The 23,641-nt window shown below is 63.7% G+C and carries 19 protein-coding genes; 3 read left to right on the top strand and 16 right to left on the bottom strand.

What is annotated here, in order from left to right; all coding sequences use genetic code 11:
• Positions 1-37: 37 nt before the first annotated feature.
• The 11 genes from AABA84_RS30150 to AABA84_RS30100 form a co-directional block, all read right to left on the bottom strand.
• On the bottom strand, positions 38-1,117 hold the full coding sequence (locus tag AABA84_RS30150; protein WP_338313945.1) for a zinc-binding dehydrogenase: 1,080 nt from the start codon (positions 1,115-1,117) through the stop codon (positions 38-40).
• A gap of 60 nt (positions 1,118-1,177) precedes the next feature.
• Positions 1,178-2,119, bottom strand: a complete 942-nt coding sequence (locus tag AABA84_RS30145; protein WP_212248169.1) for a DMT family transporter — start codon at positions 2,117-2,119, stop codon at positions 1,178-1,180.
• Between the two features lie 187 nt (positions 2,120-2,306).
• Complete coding sequence (locus tag AABA84_RS30140; RefSeq protein WP_212247954.1) at positions 2,307-3,146, bottom strand: aldo/keto reductase; 840 nt, start codon at positions 3,144-3,146, stop codon at positions 2,307-2,309.
• Between the two features lie 8 nt (positions 3,147-3,154).
• On the bottom strand, positions 3,155-4,051 hold the full coding sequence (locus tag AABA84_RS30135) for an SMP-30/gluconolactonase/LRE family protein (RefSeq protein WP_212248160.1): 897 nt from the start codon (positions 4,049-4,051) through the stop codon (positions 3,155-3,157).
• A 237-nt stretch (positions 4,052-4,288) separates the two neighbouring features.
• Positions 4,289-6,994: a nitrate reductase gene (locus AABA84_RS30130; RefSeq protein ID WP_212247953.1), complete on the bottom strand. Its 2,706-nt coding sequence runs from the start codon at positions 6,992-6,994 to the stop codon at positions 4,289-4,291.
• A gap of 1 nt (position 6,995) precedes the next feature.
• Positions 6,996-8,213 (bottom strand): NAD(P)/FAD-dependent oxidoreductase, encoded by a 1,218-nt coding sequence (locus AABA84_RS30125; protein WP_212247952.1) that lies wholly within the window; start codon positions 8,211-8,213, stop codon positions 6,996-6,998.
• 10 nt (positions 8,214-8,223) lie between these two features.
• A complete protein-coding gene (locus AABA84_RS30120; RefSeq protein WP_212247951.1) occupies positions 8,224-8,652 on the bottom strand; it encodes a globin family protein in 429 nt (142 codons plus the stop codon).
• Between the two features lie 122 nt (positions 8,653-8,774).
• The gene (locus AABA84_RS30115) at positions 8,775-10,154 is read right to left on the bottom strand and encodes an MFS transporter (protein WP_212247950.1); all 1,380 of its coding nucleotides are present in this window, start codon (positions 10,152-10,154) and stop codon (positions 8,775-8,777) included.
• 335 nt (positions 10,155-10,489) lie between these two features.
• A complete protein-coding gene (locus tag AABA84_RS30110) occupies positions 10,490-11,284 on the bottom strand; it encodes an ABC transporter ATP-binding protein (protein ID WP_212247949.1) in 795 nt (264 codons plus the stop codon).
• Positions 11,285-11,297: 13 nt separating this feature from the next.
• Positions 11,298-12,194, bottom strand: coding sequence for a nitrate ABC transporter permease (ntrB, locus tag AABA84_RS30105; protein ID WP_212247948.1), 897 nt, complete (start codon positions 12,192-12,194; stop codon positions 11,298-11,300).
• A 61-nt stretch (positions 12,195-12,255) separates the two neighbouring features.
• Positions 12,256-13,575 (bottom strand): CmpA/NrtA family ABC transporter substrate-binding protein, encoded by a 1,320-nt coding sequence (locus AABA84_RS30100; RefSeq protein ID WP_212247947.1) that lies wholly within the window; start codon positions 13,573-13,575, stop codon positions 12,256-12,258.
• A gap of 672 nt (positions 13,576-14,247) precedes the next feature.
• Here AABA84_RS30100 and AABA84_RS30095 point away from each other — a divergent pair.
• Both AABA84_RS30095 and AABA84_RS30090 read left to right on the top strand, forming a co-directional pair.
• Positions 14,248-15,087: a formate/nitrite transporter family protein gene (locus AABA84_RS30095; protein ID WP_092259682.1), complete on the top strand. Its 840-nt coding sequence runs from the start codon at positions 14,248-14,250 to the stop codon at positions 15,085-15,087.
• Positions 15,088-15,147: 60 nt separating this feature from the next.
• Positions 15,148-16,884, top strand: a complete 1,737-nt coding sequence (locus AABA84_RS30090) for a bifunctional protein-serine/threonine kinase/phosphatase (RefSeq protein ID WP_338314002.1) — start codon at positions 15,148-15,150, stop codon at positions 16,882-16,884.
• Positions 16,885-17,737: 853 nt separating this feature from the next.
• On the opposite strand, the gene AABA84_RS30085 is transcribed toward AABA84_RS30090, so the two are convergent.
• Both AABA84_RS30085 and AABA84_RS30080 read right to left on the bottom strand, forming a co-directional pair.
• Complete coding sequence (locus tag AABA84_RS30085; protein WP_338313944.1) at positions 17,738-17,887, bottom strand: hypothetical protein; 150 nt, start codon at positions 17,885-17,887, stop codon at positions 17,738-17,740.
• A 394-nt stretch (positions 17,888-18,281) separates the two neighbouring features.
• Positions 18,282-19,199: an intradiol ring-cleavage dioxygenase gene (locus tag AABA84_RS30080; RefSeq protein WP_338313943.1), complete on the bottom strand. Its 918-nt coding sequence runs from the start codon at positions 19,197-19,199 to the stop codon at positions 18,282-18,284.
• A gap of 172 nt (positions 19,200-19,371) precedes the next feature.
• On the opposite strand from AABA84_RS30080, the gene AABA84_RS30075 reads away from it, so the two are divergent.
• Positions 19,372-20,646, top strand: coding sequence for a serine hydrolase domain-containing protein (locus AABA84_RS30075; protein ID WP_338313942.1), 1,275 nt, complete (start codon positions 19,372-19,374; stop codon positions 20,644-20,646).
• Positions 20,647-20,698: 52 nt separating this feature from the next.
• Here the strand turns inward: AABA84_RS30075 and AABA84_RS30070 are convergent, their stop codons facing one another.
• The 3 genes from AABA84_RS30070 to AABA84_RS30060 form a co-directional block, all read right to left on the bottom strand.
• On the bottom strand, positions 20,699-22,018 hold the full coding sequence (locus AABA84_RS30070; RefSeq protein WP_212247942.1) for a TRAP transporter large permease: 1,320 nt from the start codon (positions 22,016-22,018) through the stop codon (positions 20,699-20,701).
• The gene (locus tag AABA84_RS30065) at positions 22,015-22,530 is read right to left on the bottom strand and encodes a TRAP transporter small permease (RefSeq protein WP_338313941.1); all 516 of its coding nucleotides are present in this window, start codon (positions 22,528-22,530) and stop codon (positions 22,015-22,017) included. Before AABA84_RS30065 ends, AABA84_RS30070 begins: the two co-directional genes overlap by 4 nt.
• Before the next feature lie 84 nt (positions 22,531-22,614).
• Positions 22,615-23,613 carry a TRAP transporter substrate-binding protein gene (locus AABA84_RS30060; protein WP_018322778.1) on the bottom strand — a complete coding sequence of 333 codons (999 nt, stop codon included), beginning with the start codon at positions 23,611-23,613 and terminating at the stop codon, positions 22,615-22,617.
• Positions 23,614-23,641 lie beyond the last annotated feature (28 nt).

Below are 23,641 nucleotides of genomic sequence, written 5' to 3'. Positions count from 1 at the left end.
CACGGCGCTTTGCGCCTTTGCCCATACTACGAGACCGTCACCGCCACGGCTGCACGATGATCTTGGTGTGCACTTCCGGGTTGGCGAGATCGGCGAAGGCCCTGGCGACGCCGTCGATGCCGACCTCGGCCGTGACCATCGCCGCCGCATCCACCTGCCCTTCCGCGATCAGCCGAAGTGACGCGCCGAACTCCTCCGGAGTGTAGCCGAGCACGTATTGGACGTTGAGCTCCTTCATGATGCCGAGCATGGGCTCGCTCTTGTCGGTCTCCATGCAGACGCCGACCACGACGATCCTGGCATCGCGCGGTGCGCCTTCGAAACCCTGCTGCAGCAGCCCGGGCACGCCGACGCATTCGAAGATGATCGCGGGCTTCAGCGCCGGCAGCATGGCCTGGAACGGTGGCCTCGCCGCCTTCTCGGCGTCCGACATCTGCGCGTGCTCGGCCCAGGTCGCATAGGGCTGCGACACCCTGGGATCGACGACGATATCGGCGCCGAGCTTTGCCGCGAGCGCGCGCCGCGCCGGCGAATAGTCGGCGGCGACGATGGGGTGCAGCCCCTTGATCTTCAGCGCCGCGATCACCGCGAGCCCGACGGGGCCGCAACCGATGACGAGCGGCACCTCGCCACCCCGGATGTCGGCCTTTGCCACGGCGTGAACGCCGACGGCGAGCGGCTCGGTCAACGCCGCATGTTCCGGCGCAAGACCGTTGGGCACTTCGAGCAGGAGCGGCTCGCTCAGAACCATCTGCTCCGCATAGCCGCCGACGAAGTCGTTGGAGTAGCCGATCCCCTTGATGCCTTCCGGCGTCACCAGCGCGGGCAGCGAGCAGACATGCGTCCCCGGCTTGAACTTGCGTTCCGTGCCGGGGCCGTAGTCGACGATCTCGCAGCAGAATTCGTGACCGAACACGACGTCACGCGACAGATCCATCGGCGTGCGACCGGTCTTCCTGGCCATCTCCACCATCCGTGGTGCATGCTGGCGCGCATGCAGGTCGGAGCCGCAGATGCCGCAGGCGAGCGTCTTGACCAGCACCTGGCCCGGGCCCGGCTTCGGCTCGGCCATCCTGTCGACGACGATCTCACCGTTCCTGAAAATCGCAGCGCGCATCCGGCTCCTCCCGTATTGTTGGAGCCGTTGATAGCACATGACAGCATGCGCAAACTTGCGTCAGGGGTTCGGGGAACGCTCTTCCAGCACCAGCAGCTGGGCGCGGCGGATACGCTCGCGATGGGCGATGTAGAGACCGCTGGCGACGATGAAGGCTGCGCCGACGACCGTCCAGAGATCGGGGACCTCGCCGAAGATGAAGAAGCCGAGAATGCTGACCCACAGCAGCTGGGTGTAGGAGAACGGCGCCAGCACCGAGGCATCGCCGTAGCGATAGGCCAGCACGATGATCCACTGGCCGACGGTCGAGGCGACGCCGATCACGATGCCGAGCCCGATCGCGGTCCAGGTCGGCGTAACCCAGACGAACGGCACCATCACGGAAAGGATCGCAACGCCCGTGAGCGCGGAATACGCCATCGTGGTGAGCACGGCTTCACGCCCGCTCATCATCCGCGTCAGGATCAGCGCGGCGGCCCAGCAGAACGCAGAGACGATCGGGAAGAACGCGGCGGCGTGAAACGCGCTCGAGCCGGGCCGCAGGATGATCAGCACGCCCGTCAGGCCGATCGCGGTCGCGATCCAGCGTCGCATGCCCACCGTCTCGCTGAGGAAGACGATCGAGAGCGCGGTGACGAACAGCGGCGAGACGAAGCCGGTCGCCGAGGCCTCCGCGATGGGAAGGAACCGCAGGCCGGTGATGAAGAACAGCGAGGAGCCGAGCAGCGCGGCACCGCGCATCAGCTGCAGTCCGAGCCGCTCGGTGCGCATCGCATGGAGCGGAGAGCCCGGCAGCATCACCGGCGTGAACATCAGCGCGAACGTGACGAAGCGGATCCAGGTGATCTCGATCGACGGCAGGCTGGTCGAGAGATATTTCGCAGTGACGTCGGAGGTGCCGAGAAACACCGTCGACAACAGCACCAGTGCAATGCCCTTGAAGGGATGGTCGACACGCGCGGGCGCGCGGCGAGCCGTCTGCTTCTTCTCCGGCACGGGCATGGGGATACTGTCGAGCCTTGCGGCTGCGGCGGGCGGCGGTGTCACGGCTGGAACCCGGGAAAAAGCGAATCGAGAACGGTTGTAAAAAACGACAAATGCGCCGCATTCACAACTTCCGAAAACAGGATGCCGATATGCGCGAGCCGCCGCGCGCGTCAATGCTCCGTTAATAATGGGCGTTTGTGCATTACAGCATGGGCAGGCTGCGCGGCTTCGGACCGCGCGGAAACGCCGCATCTAACGCCGTAATCTCGTCTTTCGTCAGCACGAGATCACCGGCGGCCGCATTCTCGCCGGCATGTTCGGCAGACGAGGCCTTCGGGATCGCGAACACCGTAGTCGCACGGGTGAGGAAGCCGAGTGCGACTTGACGCGGCGTCACGCGACGCGCCTCCGCAATGCGCGCCAGCACGGCACCGCCCTTGCTGCGCGCGTCCGGGAAATCGTCATGACCGAACGGGGAATAGGCGACCACGGCGACACCATGCCGCTCGCACCAGGGGATCACCGCATGCTCGATCGCGCGTTCCTTCAGATGATAAAGCACCTGATTGCAGGCAATGCGATCCTCGCCGGAGACGTCGAGAATTTCGTCGAGATCATCAGCATCGAAATTGGAGACGCCCCAGGATTTGATCTTGCCTGATTTCACCAGCTCCTCGAACGCGGCGACGGTGTCTTCGAGCGGATAGGAACCGCGCCAGTGCAGGAGATAGCAATCGAGATGATCCGTCTTCAGCCGCTTCAGCGAACGCTCGCAGGCGGTGATGGTGCCGCGGCGCGACGCGTTGCTCGGCAACACTTTGGAAACGAGAAACACTTCATCGCGGCGGCCCGCGATCGCGTCCGCAATGACGAGCTCGGCATCGCCATACATCTCGGCGGTGTCGATGTGGGTCATGCCGAGATCGAGCCCGCGCTGAAGCGCCGTAATCGCGCGCTTGCGGTCGCCGTGGTCGAGATACCAGGTGCCCTGCCCGATGACGGAGACTTTGGCGCCGGCTTTGCCGAAGAATTTTGTGTTCATGTTAGAGCTCACAGTCCGCCGATATCCGCAACCAGCACGCTGCCGGTCGACGACTCCGTGATATAGAGCCGATTCCCGCTTTCGCCACCGATTGCGACATTGGTGCAATTCGGCCCCGCGCACGACTTGATCCGCGCGAGCAATTCCCCGTTCGGGGCGAACACGAAGACGTGGCCGAGCGAAGCGTGGCCGACGAAAAGGCGGCCCTTGGCGTCCATGGTCAAGCCATCGGGACCGCTGGTGCCGAACAGCGAGCAGAAGCGGCCGACCTTGGATACACTGCCGTCCTTCATGAACGGCAACCGCCACACCGCGTTGTCGCGCGTCATCGCGACGAACAGTACGGTTTCGGTGAGATCGAGCACCAGGCCATTCGGGCTGATGCCGGTATCGATCAGGCAATCGAGCCGACCATTCGACGCGAGACGATACACGCGACCGCTGGGGTCGTGCAGGCCGGTCTGGCCCTGATCGGTGAAATAGATGTCGCCGTTGGAAGCAAGATGCAGGTCGTTGCAGCCGCGGAAGGATTCTGAATTGCGCGCGGTCAGGACGGGCTTGATGCGACCGGCCTTGGGGTCGAGCTCCATGATGCCGTGCCTGTAGTCGGCCACCAGGATGCGCCCATCAGATGCGATCTTCAGCCCGTTCGGCCATCCCTCATATTCGATCACGAGCGACCATTCGCCATCAGGCGCGATACGAAAGATGCGGCCGAAGGGAATGTCGACGATGTAGAGATTGCCGTCGCTGTCGAAAGACGGTCCTTCGATGAAGCTGTCGGTCGGCACATTCGGCCGGTTGGCATCAGCCCAATCGGTCCGCACGCCCCTGCGGCGGAACTTTTCGGGCATCGCGGAGAAAAGCCTCGTCTCGATCAGGCGCGGCGGCGTTTCCAGGTACATCATGGTTGTTATGGATTGCTGAGGGGGGAAGCCGCAGCACCATAGGGCACAATCGAGGGCCCGTCGATTGGGCCGGGGGAATGGCTGCGTCCACGCCACCCTCGCGTCCCGGGCGCGCTGCAGCGTGAAACGCTGCTGCGCAGAGCCGGGACCCAGAAAGGCCAAACACTCGCTGCTAGATGGGCCCCGGCTCTGCAGCGCACCGCTACGCGGTGCGCTGCGTCCGGGGCACGAGGCCTACCCCACCGCCCCCGCGACCTTCGCCTGCTTCACCGGCGCCACTTCCGTCGTTGCAATCAGGCGCTTCAGCTCCGGGATGCAGGAGCCGCAGTTGGTGCCGGCCTTGAGCTTCGCGCCGATCTCAGCAGCCGTACGCGCACCGGCCGCGATGGTGTCGCAGATGGTGCCGCGGCCGACACCGAAGCAGGCGCAGACAATCGGGCCGGTCGAGGCGGCGCCTTCGCTGGACTTGCCTGACAGCAGCATGCGGCGCTGATCGTCGGTGACCAGGTCGGCCACGAACAGGCTCTTCACCACCTCCCAGTCTCCGGCATCATGCCCAGGGCCGACGAACAGGCAGGTGTCGATGCGATCGCCCGCGAACGACGCCGCACGATAGATCCCGCCGCCGAAGTCGCGATAGTCGGCGACGTCCTCGCCGGCGACGCTCTCGACCCAGGCCGGCCAACGCGAGAGGTCCGCGTTGTCGGCAAAGAGATAGCCAAAGCCGCCGGTGACCGTGACGCGGGTCCACAACAGGTTCGGCGGCAGATCGAGCTGCCTTCGCGACAGCGCAAAGCCGCGGAAGACGAATTCATAAGGCGCGATCGCGGCCGGCGTCGCCTTGGATTCCGGCTGCCCCGAGAACGGATCGGTGAAGGATTGCACCAGCGCGCCGACGCGGCCGTGCGAGGTATTCATCGCGCTCCAATGGATCGGCGCGAACAATGTGCCACGCTGAGTGCCGTCACTGACGACGACCTTCAGGATGCACTGACCGTAATCGGTGGTCACGCGGGCAAAGCCGTCGTGAACGATGCCGTATTTGCCGGCATCATCAGGATGGATCTCGACGAAGGGCTCTGGCAGATGCGCGCCCAGCCGCTGGCTGAGTCCCGTGCGCGTCATGGTGTGCCATTGGTCGCGGATGCGTCCGGTGTTGAGCCTGAGGGGACGCGAGGCACCGGTCTCGCCGCGCAGCGATGGTACCTCCGGCGCAACGAAGCGGCCCTTGCCGTCATTGGTGAAGAAGCCGCCCTTCGCAAAGAAACGCTCGCTCGACGCCTCGCCTTCGCGCACCGGCCACTGCACCGGCTTCAAGGCATCGAAGGCGTCGTCGGACAGCGAGGTCAGCGCGCCGATGTCGAAATCGCGGCTACCGTCGTTTTCGAACGCCGAGAGCGCAGCATGCTCGCGGAAGATCTCGGCGGCGGATTCGTAGTTGAAACTGTCGCCGAAGCCGAGGCGCTTGGCGGTCTCGCTGAGGATCCACCAATCGGGGCGCGCCTCGCCCGGCGCCGGCAGGAACGAGCGCTGGCGCGAGATGCGGCGCTCGGAATTGGTCACGGTGCCCGACTTCTCGCCCCAGGCGAGCGCCGGCAACAGCACATGCGGGCCGGCATCGACGGTGTCGTTGGACAGCACGTTCTCGGAGACCACGAACAGCTCGAGCTTCTTCAACGCCTCGCGCACGAAGTCCGCATCGGGCAGCGACACCGCGGGGTTGGTACCCATCACCCAGAGCGCCTTGACCTCGCCGCGATTGATGGCTTCGAACAGCTGCACCGCCTTCAACCCCTCGTGGGTTGCGATGCGCGGCGCCTTCCAGAACCGCCTGACACGATCGATGTCCGGCGGCGTGAAGCCCATATGCGCCGCAAGCATGTTGGCGAGGCCGCCGACCTCGCGGCCGCCCATCGCGTTGGGTTGGCCGGTGAGCGAGAACGGCGAGGCGCCCGGCTTGCCGATGCGCCCCGTGGCGAGATGGCAGTTCAGGATCGCGTTGACCTTGTCGGTGCCCTGCGCCGACTGATTGACGCCCTGCGAATAGAGCGTGACAACCTTCTCGGTGGCGCGGAACATCTTGAAGAAGGTGGTGACGTCCTGCTCGGAGAGGCCCGTCGCGAGCGCCGTCGCAGCGACGCTGCCGGCGATGCTGCGCGCTCGCGCCAGCGCGTCGTCGAAGCCCGACGTGTTGTTCGCGATGTAGTTCTGATCAAGCGCACCATTGTCGGCGAGATGGGCGAACAGTCCGGAGAACAGCGCGGTGTCGGTGCCAGGCTTGAGGCCGAGGAACAAATCGACGTCTTCAGCCGTGTCGGTACGGCGCGGATCGATCACGATCATGCGCGCGCCGCGCTCCCCACGGTTCTTCAGCATCCGCTGGAACAGCACGGGATGGCACCAGGCCGCGTTCGAGCCGACGAAGACCAGCAGATCGGCCTGGTCGAGATCCTCATAGCAGCCGGGCACGGTGTCGGCGCCGAAGGCGCGGCGATGGCCGGCGACCGACGACGACATGCATAGCCGCGAATTGGTATCGACATTGGCCGTGCCGACAAAGCCCTTCATCAGCTTGTTGGCGACATAATAGTCTTCGGTGAGGAGCTGGCCGGAGAGATAGAACGCGACCGCGTCCGCGCCGTCGCGCGCCACGATGTGCTGCATGCGGTGCGCGACATGGTCGAGCGCATCGCTCCAGGCGACGCGTTCGAGCACGCCCTTGCATCGGATCATCGGATAGAGCAGACGGCTTTCCAGCCCGACGGTCTCGCCGAGCGCAGAGCCTTTCGAGCACAGCCGGCCGAAATTGGCGGGATGGTCAGGATCGCCCGCGATCGCCGCACCGCCCTTGCCGTCCGGCGTTGCAAGCACGCCGCAGCCGACGCCGCAATAGGGACAGGTCGTCTTGGTGGCGCGGAGCGTGGGATCGATCGCCGTCATATCAAGCTGCTTTCGAAGGAAGCGCGAGCGCGCGGCCGAACATCATGTCGGGTCGGATCGCCGCCACCTTGTCGCGATTGCGGATCAGCTCGAGATACCAGAGCGCATCGACGGTATCGCCGATCAACACCGCGCCGGTGAGCCGGCCGTCGGCGATCACGAGCTTCTTGTAGGTGCCGCGCCTGCGGTCGGTCAGCACCAGGCTCTCGCTGCCCTCGCCGCCCATGAAGTCGCCGGCAGAAAACACGCTGACGCCGGAGACCTTCAGATTGGTCGAGACCACGCTGCCCTGATAGGCGGCGGGCTTGCCGGCGAGATGGCGTGCCAGCACCCGCGCCTGTTCATAGGCCGGCTCGACCAGGCCATAGCAGGTGCCGCGATGCTCGGCGCATTCGCCGAGCGCGAAGATGTCGGGCGAGGCCGTCTGCATCTCGTCGTTGACGACGATGCCGCGGTTGACCGCGATGCCGGCGTCTTTCGCGAGCGCGACGTTTGGCTTGATGCCGGCGGCGAAGATCACGGCGTCGGCCTCGATGCGGCTGCCATCGGCAAGCTCGACGGCCTCGACATGACCATCGCCCTGGATGCGGGCGGTCGAGGCATTGAGCAGGATGCGGATGCCCTTGCGCTCGACCAGCGTCTTGAGCAGGTCGGCGGCCGGCCCATCGAGCTGACGCTCCATCAGCCGGTCCATCAGATGCAGCAGCGTCACCGGCGCGCCGGCCTTGGCAAGGCCGTAAGCTGCCTCAAGCCCGAGCAGGCCACCGCCAACCACGACGACACGCTTCTTCGCAGCGGCCAGCGTCAGCAAAAGGTCGACGTCGCGCGTATCGCGAAAAGTGTGCACGCCGGCGAGATCGGCGCCCGGCAAATTGAGCCGCAGCGGCGTCGATCCGGTGGCGAGCACGAGCTTGGAATACTCCATGCTCTCCTCGCCCTCGATCTTGAGCTCGCGGCGGCCGGTGTCGATCTCGGTGACGCGATAGCCATAGCGGACCGTGACGCCGCGATGGCGCCACCAGTCGGCCGGCCGCAGTTCGATCTCGTGCGAGCCGGTCTCGCCGGCCAGCACGGAGGAGAGCAGCACGCGATTGTAAGCGAGCCGCGGCTCTTCGCCGATCACCGCGACCGCATAGCGGCCGAGCGAGGTCTTGGCGAGCTCGTCGACCAGACGCGCGGCCGCCATACCGTTACCGACGATGACCAGCGGTTCACTCACGAGGCATCTCCTATTCAGCGGCCTGCGGCTGTGCGCCATAGGCCTCGGACATCATGTAGCCGGACAGCACGCCGTAAGCGTCGGTCCAGGCCTTTGCCAATTCGGGCGTCCAGGCTTCGCCAAGCCCCTTCTCCAGCGTCCACAACAGCGTCGCACCGACCACGGGATAGTGTTCGGCCATTGCGCCGTAGGCGACGTGACGCTTGGCGAGCGCGGAGGCCGCGGGAAGAATCGTCTCCAGGTTCGACAGGCCGCTGACGACGGCGGCGAGCATGCCCATCAGCTTCTTGCGCTGCTCGGTCATGTCTTCAGGGAACATCGCGCGCACGGACGGCGCCACCTCGAACAGGCGGTCGTAGAACAACGCGGAGGCAGCTTCCGAAATCGGCGCGACCTTGGCGAAGCTCTGCTGGATGAGGGTGATCTGTTCGGGCGTCATGTGGTTCTCCTGTCTGTTTCGGTTTGCCTTGGTGCGCTTCGTTGCGAACAAGGTTCATGGGTCAAACGTCATCAGAGAGTCTTCTCCCCGCGTACGGGGAGAAGCGACATTCGTGCCAAGTATTAGACCCTTGCTTGGGCAAGGCTTGAGGCGCCCTCACCCTGCGGGCCGCGACGCAGGTAGAACCACCAGGTCAAGCCGAGGCAGCTGGCATAGAAGGCGAGATAGATCGCGAGCGCGAGCTGGGGGCCCCCGGTCAGGGCGATCGACTTGCCGAAACCGGTCGGGATCAGGTAGCCGCCGACGGCACCGATCGCGCCGATGAAGCCCACCGCTGCACCGCTCTCGATGCTCGCCGTCTTCAGCGCGAGCGCGCGCGCCGCCTCGCCCTTGCCGCGCACCCTGAACAGGTTCTCTTCGCGGAAGATCGAGGGGATCATGCGATAGGTCGAGCCGTTGCCAATGCCCGTCGTCACGAACAGGATCAGGAACATCGACAGGAAGCCGATGAAATCCTTTTGCCCGACGAAGTAGAGCACGCCCACCGTTGCGCCTGCCATCGCGATGAAGTTCCAGAAGGTGATGATGGAGCCACCGATCTTGTCGGCGAGCCAGCCGCCGAGCGGACGCGACAGCGAGCCGACCAGCGGCCCCAGGAACGCAATCGCAATCGTGATTTGCGGGAACTGGGTCTTGATCAGCAGCGGAAACGCAGCCGAATAGCCGATGAAGGAGCCGAACGTACCGATGTAGAGATACGCCATGATCCAGGTGTGCTTGCGCTTGACGATCGCAAGCTGGTTCTTCACCGACGACTTCGCCGTGGTCAGGTTGTTCATGAAGAACACGGCACCGAACACCGCGATCGCGATCGGCAGCACCCACATCAGGCCGGCATTCTGCAGGAAGATGCCGTCGACCGGGGTTGCCTGGAACAGATTGAAGACGGCGAGCGTCATCAGGATCGGGGTCAGGAGCTGCACGCTGGAGACCCCGATATTGCCGCCGGCCGCGTTCAGGCCGAGTGCCCAGCCCTTCATCCTGTCGGGGAAGAAGAAGGAGATGTTGGTCATGCTGGAGGCGAAATTGCCGCCGCCGAGACCCGCGGTCGAGGCGATCAGCAGCATCAGCCAGAACGGCGTGTCGGGCTGGCTCACGAAATAGGCAAGCGACAGCGTCGGGATGAACAGGATCGCCGCGCTGAAGATGGTCCAGTTGCGGCCGCCGAAGGTCGTGACCGCGAACGTATAGGGAAAGCGTATCAGGGCGCCGATGAGCCCCGGCACAGCGATGAGCTGAAACAGCTGGTCGGTGGTGTAGTGAAAGCCCGCCTGCGGCAGCTTGGTGGTGACGATGCTCCAGATCAGCCAGACCGAGAAGCCGATATGCTCGGCCACGATCGACCAGATCAGGTTGCGTCGCGCGATCGTCTTGCCGGTCGCATTCCAGAACGCCTCATCTTCGGGGCGCCAGTCTGAAATCCAAGTAGGATTCTTCGTCATTGAGTATCCCTTCCAGGCTCACCGCTGCGTCGTTGCAGGCTCCGCCTCACATGGAGGCGCGCTCCGAGGCTTCACCCCGGTGGCGAGTTCACGATGCTGATTGATGATGTTGAGGGACGTCGTCGTTGGCGTCGCGCAAAGACATTTCAATTTCCGTGCCAGTTGCGCGCACGCTGGAAATGCAGGGATTCCAGGGCGTTATTCGTATTGCCAGAAATTCTGGCAGGGCCTTTCCGCACGCTAAATTTGCGATTCGCTCAATCCTTGTGCGGCGCACAAGGATTGAGCTTGATGTCGATTATTTAGGCGCAGACCTTCTGCCAGTAACCTTTGGTTTACGCGGCCTCGACGAAGCGATGACGCTCGTAGAGGAATTCGAGCACGCGCTGGCGGCACTTCAGATAGGTGGTGTTGGTGGCGAGCTCGAGCCGCTTGCGCGGGCGCACCAGCGGCACCTCCAACACCTCGCCGATGCGCGCGCTCGGCCCATTGGTCATCATCACGATGCGGTCGGACAGCAGCACGGCCTCGTCGACGTCGTGAGTGATCATCAAAATGGTGTTGCCGAGCTTCTGATGCAGCGCCATCACCGAGTCCTGCAGGTGAGCGCGGGTCAGCGCGTCGAGCGCGCCGAACGGCTCATCCAGCAGCAGCACCTTCGGCTCCATCGCCAGCGCCCGCGCGATGCCGACGCGCTGTTTCATGCCGCCGGAGATTTCGGACGGGCGCTTGTCCCTGGCGTGGGCCATCTGCACCAGGTTGAGATTGTGCATGACCCAGGCGTCGCGCTCGGCGCGGGACTTGGTCCTGGCAAAGACCTTGTCGACGCCGAGCCTCACGTTCTCGTAGACGGTGAGCCACGGCAACAGGCTGTGGTTCTGGAACACGACGGCGCGGTCCGGCCCCGGCGAGTTGACCTCGCGGTTTTCCAGCAGCACGCCGCCGGTGGTGGCGTTGGTCAACCCCGCGATGATGTTGAGCAAGGTCGACTTGCCGCAGCCGGAATGGCCGATGATCGAGACGTATTGACCCTTCTCGATCGTGAGATTGATCTCCTTCAGCACCTCCGTGGTGGCGGCACCGCGGGTAAAGACCTTGTCGATGTGGTCGAGCTTCAGATAAGCGGTCATGTGCTCTTCTCCCTCAGTTCAGCGCGGTGCCGCGGGTGACGACCTTGCCGAGGCCGGCGATCATGCGGTCCAGCACGAAGCCGACGATGCCGACATAGAACAGCGCCAGGATGATCTCGCTGATATGCGAGGAGTTCCAGGCGTCCCAGATGAAGAAGCCGATGCCGACGCCGCCGATCAGCATTTCCGCGGCGATGATGGCGAGCCAGGACAGCCCGATGCCGATACGAAGGCCCGTGAAGATGTAAGGCGCCGCCGCCGGGATCATGATCTTGGCGAAGAACTCGAGCGGGTTGAGCTGCACCACCGCCGCGACGTTGCGATAATCCTGCGGGATGTTGCGGATGCCGACCGCGGTGTTGATGATGATCGGCCAGATCGAGGTGATGAAGATGACGAAGATCGCCGAGGGCTGGCCGTCGCGGAACGCCGCGAGCGAGAGCGGCAGCCAGGCCAGCGGCGGAATGGTGCGCAGCACCTGGAACAGCGGATCGAGCCCGCGCATCGCCCAGACCGACTGCCCGACCAGCACGCCGAGCGCGATGCCGGCGATCGCCGAGAGCGAATAGCCGAAGGCGACGCGCTGGAGACTGGCGGACAGATGCCAGAACAGGCCCTTGTCGATGCCGCCATGGTCGAAGAACGGATCGAGGATCAGCTCCTTCGTGTCCTTGAACACTTTTGACGGCGGCGGCAGCGCCGAGCCGGCGCGGCGGCAGACCAGCTCCCACACCAGCGTCAGCAGCGCGACTACGACGAGTGGCGGGATGACGCGCACGGCCAGCTCCCGCGCCATGCGCGCGTAGGCTTCACTGCGTGGCGCACGCTTCGGCGTCATCGCAACGACCGGTGCGGCGCTCGCAGCAGGCGTCGCGGTCTCAAGCTCAATCTTGGTGGCAGGCATGTTCATCGAAAATCCTCTTCCGGCTTGAAAGGACGAAGCGGCCGCCTGACGGCGGCCGCGGGCTCTATCAGACTTCGACGCGCTTGATCGCGAGCGATTTCAGATAGGCTGCCGGATTTTCGGGATCGAACACCTTGCCGTCGAAGAAGGTCTCCTTGCCGCGCGAGGTGGAGGTCGGAATGTCGGAAGCCGCAACGCCGAGCGTCTTGGCCGCGTCCTTCCACATGTCCTCGCGATTGACCTTGGCGATGAGCGCCTTGCTGTCGAAGCCGGCCTCGTATTTGCCCCAGCGGATGTCCTCCGTCATGAACCAGAGATCATGGCTCTGGAAGGGATAGGAGGCATGGTCGCGCCAGTACTTCATGATGTGCGGCGAGTTCTCGACCACCTTGCCGGGAAGGCCGTAATCGAACTTGCCCTTGGCGCGATCGGCGATGTCCTCGACCGGGCAGTTGATCCACTGGCGCTTGGCCATGATGGTGGCGAGCTCCTCCTTGTTCTCCATCTTGTCGGCCCATTGCTGGGCTTCCATCACCGCCATCAGGATCGCTTTCGCAGCCTTCGGGTTCTTGTCGACCCAGGCCGCGCGCATGCCGAGTGACTTTTCGGGATGCTTGCTCCAGATCTCGCCGGTGTTGACGGCGGTATAGCCGATGCCCTGGTGCACCAGCTGCCCGGGCCAGGGCTCGCCGACACAGAACGCATCCATGGTGCCGACCTTCATGTTGGCCACCATCTGCGGAGGCGGCACGGTGATGGTCTCGACATCCTTGTCCGGATCGATGCCGCCGGCGGCGAGCCAGTAGCGAACCCAGAGGTCATGCGTGCCGCCGGGAAAGGTCATCGCCACCTTGGCCGACTTGCCCTCGGCCTTCTTCTTCTCGAACGCCGCCTTCAGCAGCGAGGCATCGACGCCGACCTTGAGGTCGGCATATTCCTTGGCGACCGAGATGCACTGCGCATCGAGATTGAGCCGGGCCAGGATGTACATCGGCGTCGGCTGGTTGTTCTGCGTCACCTTGCCGGCCGAGATCAGATACGGCATCGGGGTGAGGATATGCGCGCCGTCGATGCCGTTGCCCTCGGAGCCGAGCACGAGATTGTCGCGCGTGGTGCCCCAAGAGGCCTGCTTCTGCACGTCGACGTCGGGCATGCCGTATTTGGCGAACAGACCCTTATCCTTGGCGACGAAGAGCGGGCCGGCATCGGAGAGCGCGATGAAGCCGAGCTTGGCGCCCTTGACCTCGGGGCCAGCGTCCTGCGCGAAGGCGCCGGCGGGAAAATTCAGTTTGGCGGCGGCGAGAAGTGCGGCGGTAGAGCCTGCGGCCTTCAACAATTGGCGGCGGCTGAGCCCATTGTCCGAGGGCCTGCGGGTGCGCTTGGTCATATGTCGTCCTTTGCGTCGTTGCAGAATTGATGGCGTCAGTGCACACGAGCAGCCCGTCCGTCCGGCGGCGCCGTCTTTGGCGCATGCGAACGCACGACGGGGGAGACCCCCGTCTGGTGGCGTCGGCAAGTCGGATGAGAAGTCTCGCGGGACGGCTTCAATGGCGTCGGCACGGAACCATTCAAGCTTCATGCCAAGCCCTTCGCCGTCAAAAATGGAGGACAATGAAGAGGTTACGGTGATCGCGCCAGACTGCCGCACCTCCGCTCCGCACGCGAAATTTGCGGCCTGCTCAATCTTTGTGCGACGCACAAAACTTGTGCAATAGCCCGGGCAAAAGGCTTGGGGGCACGTCGGCAGCCAACCAAGCAGCGACCCATCATATTGAGATTGCTTGATCTTTCTCGTTGACCCGAACGGCACGCGACTTGCATTTCCTGGGCCGTCAACGAAGACTGCGGCTCGCCGCATTGTTGCAGCCTCTGGCGGCTGCATCCCGGAAGCTCACTGCTTCGCGGCCCTCACCGGCTCAGTCCTCGTGACGCGATTCTCACGGCTTCCAATTCTCCATACCGCTCGTGCGTGGCAAGCCAGCCCGCACGGCCAAAGATCTTCAGCCGCGCTCTCGCCAGGGGTGCGTCGATCTCACTTACGAAGCAAAAGGAACCATTGATGTCGTATCTCGCGCCTTCGGAATTCGTCACCAAGATGGTGGATGCGGGCGAGTCCAAGATCTTCATGTCCACCCGGGATACCATCATTCGCGCCTACATGGCCGGCGCCATCCTCACGCTCGCCGCCTGGTTCGCCGTCACGATCAACGTCAACACGGGCCAGCCGCTGGTCGGCGCGCTCTTGTTTCCGGTCGGCTTCGTCATGCTGTACCTCCTCGGCTTCGACCTCCTGACCGGCGTGTTCGTGCTCTCGCCGCTTGCCCTGATCGACAAGCGTCCTGGCGTCACGATCGGCGGCGTGCTGCGCAACTGGGGCCTCGTGTTCATCGGTAATTTCGCCGGCGCGTTCACGGTCGCCTTCATGATGGCCTTCGTCACGACCTTCGGCTTCACGCAGCCGCCGGACAAGGTCGGTACCGCCATCGGAATCATCGGCGAAAGCCGGACGCTCGGCTACGCCGCGCACGGTGCGGCCGGCATGGCGACGCTGTTCATGCGCGGCATGCTCTGCAACTGGATGGTCTCGACCGGCGTCGTCGGCGCCATGATCTCGACCTCGGTCCCCGGCAAGGTGATCGCGATGTGGATGCCGATCCTGGTGTTCTTCTACATGGTGTTCGAGCATTCCGTCGTGAACATGTTCCTGTTCCCGTCCGGCCTGCTGCTCGGCGCAAAGTTCTCGATCCTCGACTATCTGATCTGGAACGAGATCCCGACCGTGCTCGGCAACCTCGTCGGCGGCCTCGCCTTCACCGGCATGACCCTCTACGCCACGCATGTCATGACCTTGCCGAAGCGCCAGGTCGACAAGGCTGCGAAGCCCCGCGTCGCGGCCTGATCGAATACGTCTCGACAGGGGAGCCTTGCCCGAGCAGGGTGAGGCTCCCCTCTCCTGGTGATGACGATGACCCGCGGACTCCTGATTTCGGTCGGCCAGCACTCCGACAAGGGCCGCAAGCCCGTCAACCAGGACTTTCACGGCGTCCTCATTCCAGAGGAGCCGCTGCTCGGCCTGAAGGGCATCTCGGCGGTCCTCGCCGACGGCATCTCTTCTAGCAGCGTGAGCCAGATCGCCAGCGAGTCGGCGGTCAAGAGCTTCCTGATGGACTATTACTGCACGTCGGAATCCTGGACGGTGAAGACCTCCGCCCGCCGCGTGCTGGATGCGACCAATTCCTGGCTGCACGCGCAGACGCGCAAGAGCCAATACGCCTATGACCGCGACAAGGGCTATGTCTGCACCCTCAGCGCCATGGTCATCAAGGCGACCACCGCGCACATCTTCCATGTCGGCGACTGCCGCATCTACCGCGTCGCCGGCAAGGCGCTCGAGCAGCTGACCGACGATCACCGGATCATCGTGTCATCGGAGCAGACCTATCTCGGCCGCGCGCTCGGCATCAATCCGCAGCTCGAGATCGATTACCTGGCGTTCGAGGTCGAGGCCGGCGACACGTTCCTGCTGGCGACGGACGGCGCCTACGAATTCGTCGACGCGCGCTTCATCACGAGCGCGCTGAACGAGCACGCAGGCGAGCTCGACGGAGCGGCAAGGGCGATCGTCGAGGAAGCCTACCGGCGCGGCAGCGACGACAACATCACGGTCCAGATTATCCGCGTCGACGCGGTACCGCAGCGCGAGCCGGCCGGCATCTTCAATCAGACGTCACAATTGCCGCTGCCTCCGCTGCCGGAGCCGCGCGCGATGTTCGACGGCTACCGGATTGTCAGGGAAATCCACGGCAGCAGCCGCAGCCATATCTATCTCGCCGTCGATGCCGAGACCGAGGAGCCGGTCGCGCTCAAGCTGCCGTCGATCGATTTGCGTGACAATGCCGCCTATCTCAAGCGCTTCCTGATGGAGGAGTGGATCGCGCGCCGGATCGACAGCCCGCACGTGCTCAAACCGCTGTCGCAGTCGAGGCGACGCAGCTACCTCTATGTCGCGACCGAGTTCGTCGAAGGGCAGACCTTGAGGCAGTGGATGACCGACAATCCGCGCCCCGATCTCGAAACCGTGCGTGGCATCATTGAGCAGATCGCCGCGGGCCTGCGCGCCTTCCACCGCATGGAGATGCTGCATCAGGATCTCAGACCCGACAATATCCTGATCGACAAGACCGGCACCGCGAAGATCATCGACTTCGGATCGGTCAGGGTTGCGGGCGTCGCGGAGGCTGCGCCACGGGACGAGGCCGACGAAATCCTGGGAACGGTCCAGTACACGGCGCCGGAGTATTTTCTCGGGCAAGGCGGCTCGCCGCGCTCCGACATGTTTTCGCTGGCGGTGATCTGCTACCAGATGCTGACGGGAAAGCTCCCCTACGGCGCCCAAATTGCCAGGATCCGGCGCAAGGCGGACGTGCGAAGGCTCAAATATCGCCCTGCAGACGACGACCGCAATGTGCCGGCCTGGATCGACGGCGCGCTCCGCCGCGCGCTCCATCCCGATCCCTACAAGCGGCACGAGGACCTGTCCGAATTCGTCTTCGAGCTTCGCACGCCCAATCCGGCCTATCTGGACACGCGGATCACGCCGCTCCTGGAGCGCAGCCCGCTAATGTTCTGGAAGCTGACGTCGGCCGCGCTCGCCTGCGCCGTCGTCGTGCTGCTGGCATTGCTGCACGCCCGCTAGGGCGTAAGCTTCTGACGGTCATGCGAAATTTTACCGTTTGTCAGAGAATTGCTGCCGAGGTCTCCCCTAAATCAATCTTTTTGTCGGACACGTTTATCGGCGCCGACTATCCGCCAGCGTGATAGCGCCTGCAGCCACTAGGACAATGACGATGACCGTGGCAAGCGCCTCCACCGAGGCCAGGGTGTCGTACCAGCTGTTCCAAAGCTCAAGCATGCGCTGGCCTCTATCGCGCGCGCCGCCCATCAGCGATAGAATACGCTTTCTCAAAAGGACGCGCCTTCGCGCGCAAGCACAATGCTGCGTTTCGTCGCGTGCCTTTTGATCGCGCGGCAACGTGACCCATGCCGGAGGCCGGAATATCGAGCGAACGTAGTTGTGGTCGCCGCGTGGGGAGATCGCCGGCGGCTATGTCGAAGATGTTGACCAACTGTGAAGTGGTTTACATCCTTGGGTCTTGGCTCGGGCTAAAGTGACGAAGGCTTCTTACTTTGAAGGAGGCATCCAATGCTCGCGGCAATCAAATGGAACTCCCGATATAACGCTCGCGAATGGGTGATGAAGGCTGGGGCGCTCGTCGTCCAACTCCGCGCACCGAATGCAGACCGACAGAACGGTGAAAGTAGGTCAACGCGGCCACTCTGGAAACAGTTCGACGACACCCATCATTGGGACTCAACCGCGGAGGAATGGGTCCCAAACCCTGATCGGTGATCGTGCAACGCATTGTGCGCGCACCGGCCGAATTCGGAGACTTCAAGATCCCTGTCGCTGACGGGCCCGTCGAGCGGTGAGGCCGCATCTCGGCTTTGGTTTGCTCTGACATCCGTATCACGGACTGACGCGGTCGGCCCTACTGGGCTTGATCATAGGCCTGAAGGATCCTGACAAAATCAGCCATGCTGGATCGATCCTGGTTTTCAGCCATAGCCGCAATCTGAGTCTTGGACGCGGGTTGGCTTCCCTGCCAGAACTGCATCAGGAGATCGGCGATGTTTCTCATGGCGTACTCTCTGCACCAACCATGGCAATACGCATCGGTTGAACGGCAAGGCGCCCGCTAGTTCGGGAGAAGGGCCAGCGGGCGCTACGCCGCCGGCCTTGTCCCGCAACTGCCGGCTCACAGGGCCGGTTCCGTTGCTTTTCACTCTGGATGCATCGGTAACACCAAGCATTCGGTCGGCGCCATCGCGCGCAGGTATGAAGTGACCATACTTAGGTAGACTTGGATTAGTGAATTGGGCTCAGTCGACCAAGTGTCGGTTTAACCGCTGGTAGGTTGACGACTTGCGTGGATGGCCCAACTCGGAAATCCGCTGAGGTCCGTTTTTGTGCCGCTATCAGTAGTACGCCGGACGTCGTACGCGCCCGGACTGCCGCGGCATCCCGGCGGGCCATCAGGCCCGCTCCACAGCCTTCACCCCGAGCGGCGTCGGCGCCATGCCGCCGCCGGGCTTAAGGTGGAATTCGTAAGTCATCAAATGCCACTGACCGTTCGCCTTCGTCCCGTCGGGCATCGCCGGATCGTTGCGCGGCTCGACCTTGGCGACGAGATCATCCTTGACGCCGAACACGACGTCGGAATCGAGATATTTGTCGCCGTCCATGAAGACGTGCGTGATCAGCGGCTCGTATCCCTTGGCGTTGACCAGGAAGTGCACATGCGCCGGGCGCATCGGATGACGCTTGGTCTGCACGATCATCTCGCCGACCGGGCCGTCGGTCGGGATCGGATAGCTGCATGGCAAGATGGTACGGAAGAAGAAGCGGCCGTCCGCGTCGGTGATGAAGCGCGCCCGCGCCGAAGCGCCGACCTCGTCATAGTTCGGCTTCTGGGAATCGTAGAAGCCGTCGTCATCGGCATGCCAGACGTCGACGGGGACATTGGCCAGCGGCTTGCCCTGGAGGTCGGTGACGCGGCTCTGCACGAACATCCGCTCGCCGGTTTGATTGTTCGGCGAAATGTCGGTGCCGTGCGCGGTCACCTTGTGCTCGCCGACATAGAACGGGCCGAGCACCGTGGTCTGGGTGGCGCCCTCACGGTCGCGATGGTTGACCGCGTCGACCAACATGGAGACACCGAGCACGTCGGACAGCAGGATGAACTCCTGGCGGGTATCGGTGCATTTCTGCCCGGTGCGGGTCAGGAAATCGATGGCGTAGTCCCATTCCTCGAAGGTGAGACCCGTCTTGCTCACGTAATCGTGCAGCGACTTCACCAATTCCTGCAGCAGGAATTTCGCGCGCGGATTGGGCGTGCTGTCGAAGCTCTTGACGACGGCCTCGGTAAGATCAGTCTCGTTGAACTGGGTCATGATGGTTTGCCCTGCGTTTTCTCGTTGGCCCTTTTGGGGGCCCTTGGGGCTCCCTGGAGGCGTTCCAGGGGGCAGCCTACACCAGCCGGCCCGCCCGCGTTAAGCGCGAGCGGCTTGGAATGGGGCCGCCATTTGGCTATCAACGGATCGACAAAACTGCCCGGAGGAACTGATGCTCGCCCCCACCCCCGCCTCGCCCGAATCCGTCGGCATGTCCAAGGCCGCGCTCGACCGCATCGATGCGCATCTGAAGAACCGGTACATCGATGCCGGCCGCTTCCCGGGCACGCATCTTCTGGTCTACCGCCGCGGCAAGGTCGCGCACAGCTCGGTTCAAGGCTTTGCCGACGTCGAGCGCAAGCTGTCGGTCAAGGACGATACCATCTACCGCATCTATTCCATGACCAAGCCGCTCACCAGCGTCGCCTTCATGATGCTGGTCGAGGAAGGCCTCGTCGCCATCGACGAGCCCGTCGCCAAATACATTCCGGAATGGAAGGATCTCGGCGTGTTCGTTGCCGGCAACTCGCCGGCGTTCCTGACCCGGCCGCCGTCCAGGCCGATGCTGATCGTCGACCTCCTGCGCCACACGTCCGGCCTCACTTACGGCTTCCAGCAACGCTCCAATGTCGATACCGCCTACCGCACTGAAAAGATCGGCGAGGTCGAGAAGTCGGGCACGCTCCAGACCATGATCGAGGCTCTGGCCAAGATCCCGCTGGAATTCTCGCCGGGCGAGGCCTGGAACTACTCGGTCGCAACCGACGTGCTCGGCTATCTCGTCGGCAAGATCTCGGGAATCCCCTTCGAGCAATTCCTGAAGCAACGCATCCTCGACCCGCTCGGCATGACCGACACCGACTTCCACGTGCCGGCCTCCAAGGCGCATCGGTTCGCGGCCTGCTATTCCGCAGATCCCGGTGGCGGCATGACCTTCCATGCCGGACAGCGCCGCGAAGGCCTGACGCTTCAGGACGACCCGACAACGAGCTCGTTCCTCACCCCGCCCTCCTTCATCTCCGGCGGCGGCGGCCTCTGCTCGACGGTCGCAGACTATCTCACCTTCTGCCGCGCACTGCTCAACGGCGGCGAGCTCGGCGGTATCAGGCTGATCGGACCGAAGACGCTGGCCCTGATGACCAGCAACCACATTCCGGGCGGCCGCGCCCTGCCCGAAGTGTCGCGCTCGCTGTTCTCCGAGGCCGCCTATAACGGCATCGGCTTCGGTCTCGGCTTCGCGGTGACCATGCGCCCCGCAGAGACGCTGATCGCCGGCAGCCCCGGCGAATACAATTGGGGCGGCGCGGCCACGACCTCGTTCTGGATCGATCCGGCCGAAGAGCTGATCGCGATCTTCATGACGCAGGTGCTGCCGTCGAGCGCCTACCCGATCCGGCGCGAGCTGCGCAGCATGGTCTACGCCGCGATCACCGAGAGCAATCTGTAACCAATCCAACCGATCCCGCGGCCCACGGCCGCGGGATCGCGCCATCAGACGCTCATTTGAGCATCTCTGGCACGATCAGGCGCGGCAGGAACAGCGACACGCTTGGCCAGACGATGACGGCCGCCAGCACCAGCAGCATCGGGATCAGCATGATCACCGTGTCCTTCAGAGCATAGCGCAGCCGCACGCCTGCGATCGAACAGGCGATCATCAGACATAGGCCATAGGGCGGCGTCACCAGTCCGAACGCCAGCGACACGATGGAAATGATCGCGAACTGGACCGGATGGAGATCGACGGACCTGGCCAGTGGCTCCAGCACGGTGCCGACGATGACGATCGCCGGGATGGCGTCGAGGAAGCAGCCCACCACCAGAAAGCAGAAGGCGATGAAGAAGCCGGCTGAGACGGTGCCCATGCCCCATGTCGAGACGTTGGCCAGCAGCTCCTGAGGGATCTTGTAGTAGGCGAGCAGCCAGCCGAACGCACTTGCGGTGCCGACGCAGAACAGCGCCACGCCGGCAAGGCGCCCGGTGTCGAGCAAGGCCTTGTACAATTCCCGTATGCCTGTCTCTCGATAGAAGAACGCCGACAGCGCGACGGAATATAGCACCGCGACGCAGGCGGACTCGGTTGCGGTGAACCAGCCGAGTAGAATGCCCCCAACGATGATGAAGGGTGTCATCAGCGCCGGAATTGACTTCCAAATGGCGCATCGCATCTCGACCCAGCTTGTCTTCGGATAAGTCGGGTAGCCGCGGCGCACTGCATAGACGTGCACCGTCGCCATCTGCGCGCCCGCGATCAGCAAACCCGGCACGATGCCGGCCAGATACATCGCCGCAATCGAGGTCGAGATCAGGCCGCCCCATACGATCATGAGGATCGACGGCGGGATGATGACCGCCAGGACCGCCGACACCGCCGTGATGGCGATCGAGAACGAGAGATCGTAGCCCTCCTTGGTCTGTGCATCGATGAAGATCTTTGACTGGCTCGCTGCATCAGCGGTGGAGGAGCCCGAGATGCCGGCAAAGAACACCGACAGCACGACATTGATCTGCGCCAGCGATCCGGGCCAGTGCCCGACCATCGAACGCGACAGCGCCACCAGGCGATCGGTGATGCCGCCGATGCTCATCAGGTTGGCCGTCAGCAGGAAGAACGGCACCGCGAGCAGGATGAATGAATTGTAGGCGTTGAAGGTTTCCTGCGCGAGCATCATCATCGAGAGATGAGGCTCGATCAGCAGAATCGGAACGCAGGCAAGGCCCAGTGCGAAAGCGACCGGCACCCGCACGATGAGCAGGCCGATGAAGACCCCGAACAGCACCATCGCGGCCTGTCCGGCAGAGAGTACATTGCCGCTCATCGCCCTGCCCCAACCAGAATGCGCAATTCATCGATGATCTGTTCACCCGCAAAGACGATCCACGTCACGCCGGTCACAGGCCAGGCGACGTGAATCAGCCAAAGCGGCAGATCCGCCAGTTCCGACGTCCTGTTCCAGGCAAAGCGGGTGAACTCGAGGCCGGCCGATACGAACACCAGCGCCAGCGCCAGTATGCCGAGCCGCGCGAGGACCCGCACCGCGGCCTCCGACCGCCGCGACAGGTCAGGCCACACATCGACCTCGAAATGCTGCGCTTCGCGCACGCCGACCATGGCGCCGATCATGATCGTCCAGACGAACAGGAAGCGCGCCATCTCCTCCGTCCAGATGTAGGACGGAATGAAGGGCGTGTAGCGTGAGATGATTTGCAGCGTGACCGGAACAACCAGGACGCCGACGCAGGTGGCCAGCAGGAATTCCAGCAGCTTCGCATAGGCCGCCGATACGCGGCGCCACAGCGACGGTGTGGACGGGACGGGCATTTCAGACATTGGGGCTCCGTGCAGCAGCTCATCCGCCAGCTCCGGGCAAGAAGCGGGGCTTGCCCGGACGTGCTGTCGGCGGACGCAAAGACCTCAGACGACGTTGATCTTCTCGAAAATGCCCTCCGCACCGATTTCCTTGGCGTAGGTGGCCATCACGGGGTCGGCAAGCTTCTTCATGGCGTCCCGCTCCTCGAAGGGAACGCGCTTGAGCTTGCCGGCCTTCTCGAGCGTGTCGAGCTTGACGACCTCTTCGCTCGACTCGAGCTGACGGCCGTAGTCGCCGGCCTCCTTGCCGGCCTTCATGATCGCGTCCTGCAGCTCCTTCGGCAGGGTCTTCAGCGTCTTCACCGAGAAGCAGATCGGCCGGATCGACACGGCGTGCTGGGTCAGGTTGAGATGCGGAGCGACTTCGTAGAACTTCATCGCCTCGACGCCGGCCGCCTCGTTTTCGCCGGCCGATATCACGCCGTTCTGGATCGCGTTGTAGATCTCGTTATAGGCGATCACCGTCGGGCTCATGCCGACCGCCGCAAAGGTCTTCGACCAGATCGGCGCGCCCTGCACGCGAACCTTGAGTCCCTTGAGATCGGCGAGATTCTTGAGCGGCTTGTTGGCGAAGATGTTGCGGATGCCGCCGCCGGAATAGCCGATCAGGACGACCTCGGCCTTCGCCGCGACCTCGTCGGCGATCGGCGCCAGGATATTGGCTTCGACGACCTTGTTCATGTGCTCGATGCCCTTGAACACGAAGGGCGCATCGATGAAGGGAGCGGCCTTGGCGAAGGTCGACATGTGAGCCGGCGAGACGATGCCGTAATCGACCGCTTTGCCCTGCGACATGTACTCGAAATACTGCTTCTCGAGGCCGAGCGAGGAGTTCCTGTGCAGGGTGAAGTTGACGGGCTTGCCGTAGTACTTCTTCACCAACTCCTCGAACCGGAGCAGTGCCCGGTTGAAGGCGTGGTCGTCGTTGAACTGGACCGCGCCGTTCAGCGAGATCGGCGCTTGCGCCCTGAGGATCGACGGCATCCCAATCGTGGCCGCCGCAGTGGTCGCACCGATACCAGCGAGAAATGACCTTCGCTTCATCGTCTCCCCTCCCTTTGATGCTCCGGCC

Source organism: Bradyrhizobium sp. TM239 (assembly GCF_036247985.1).
GTDB classification, from domain to species: Bacteria; Pseudomonadota; Alphaproteobacteria; order Rhizobiales; family Xanthobacteraceae; genus Bradyrhizobium; species Bradyrhizobium ottawaense.
This window is presented reverse-complemented; position numbering and strand designations above follow the sequence as displayed.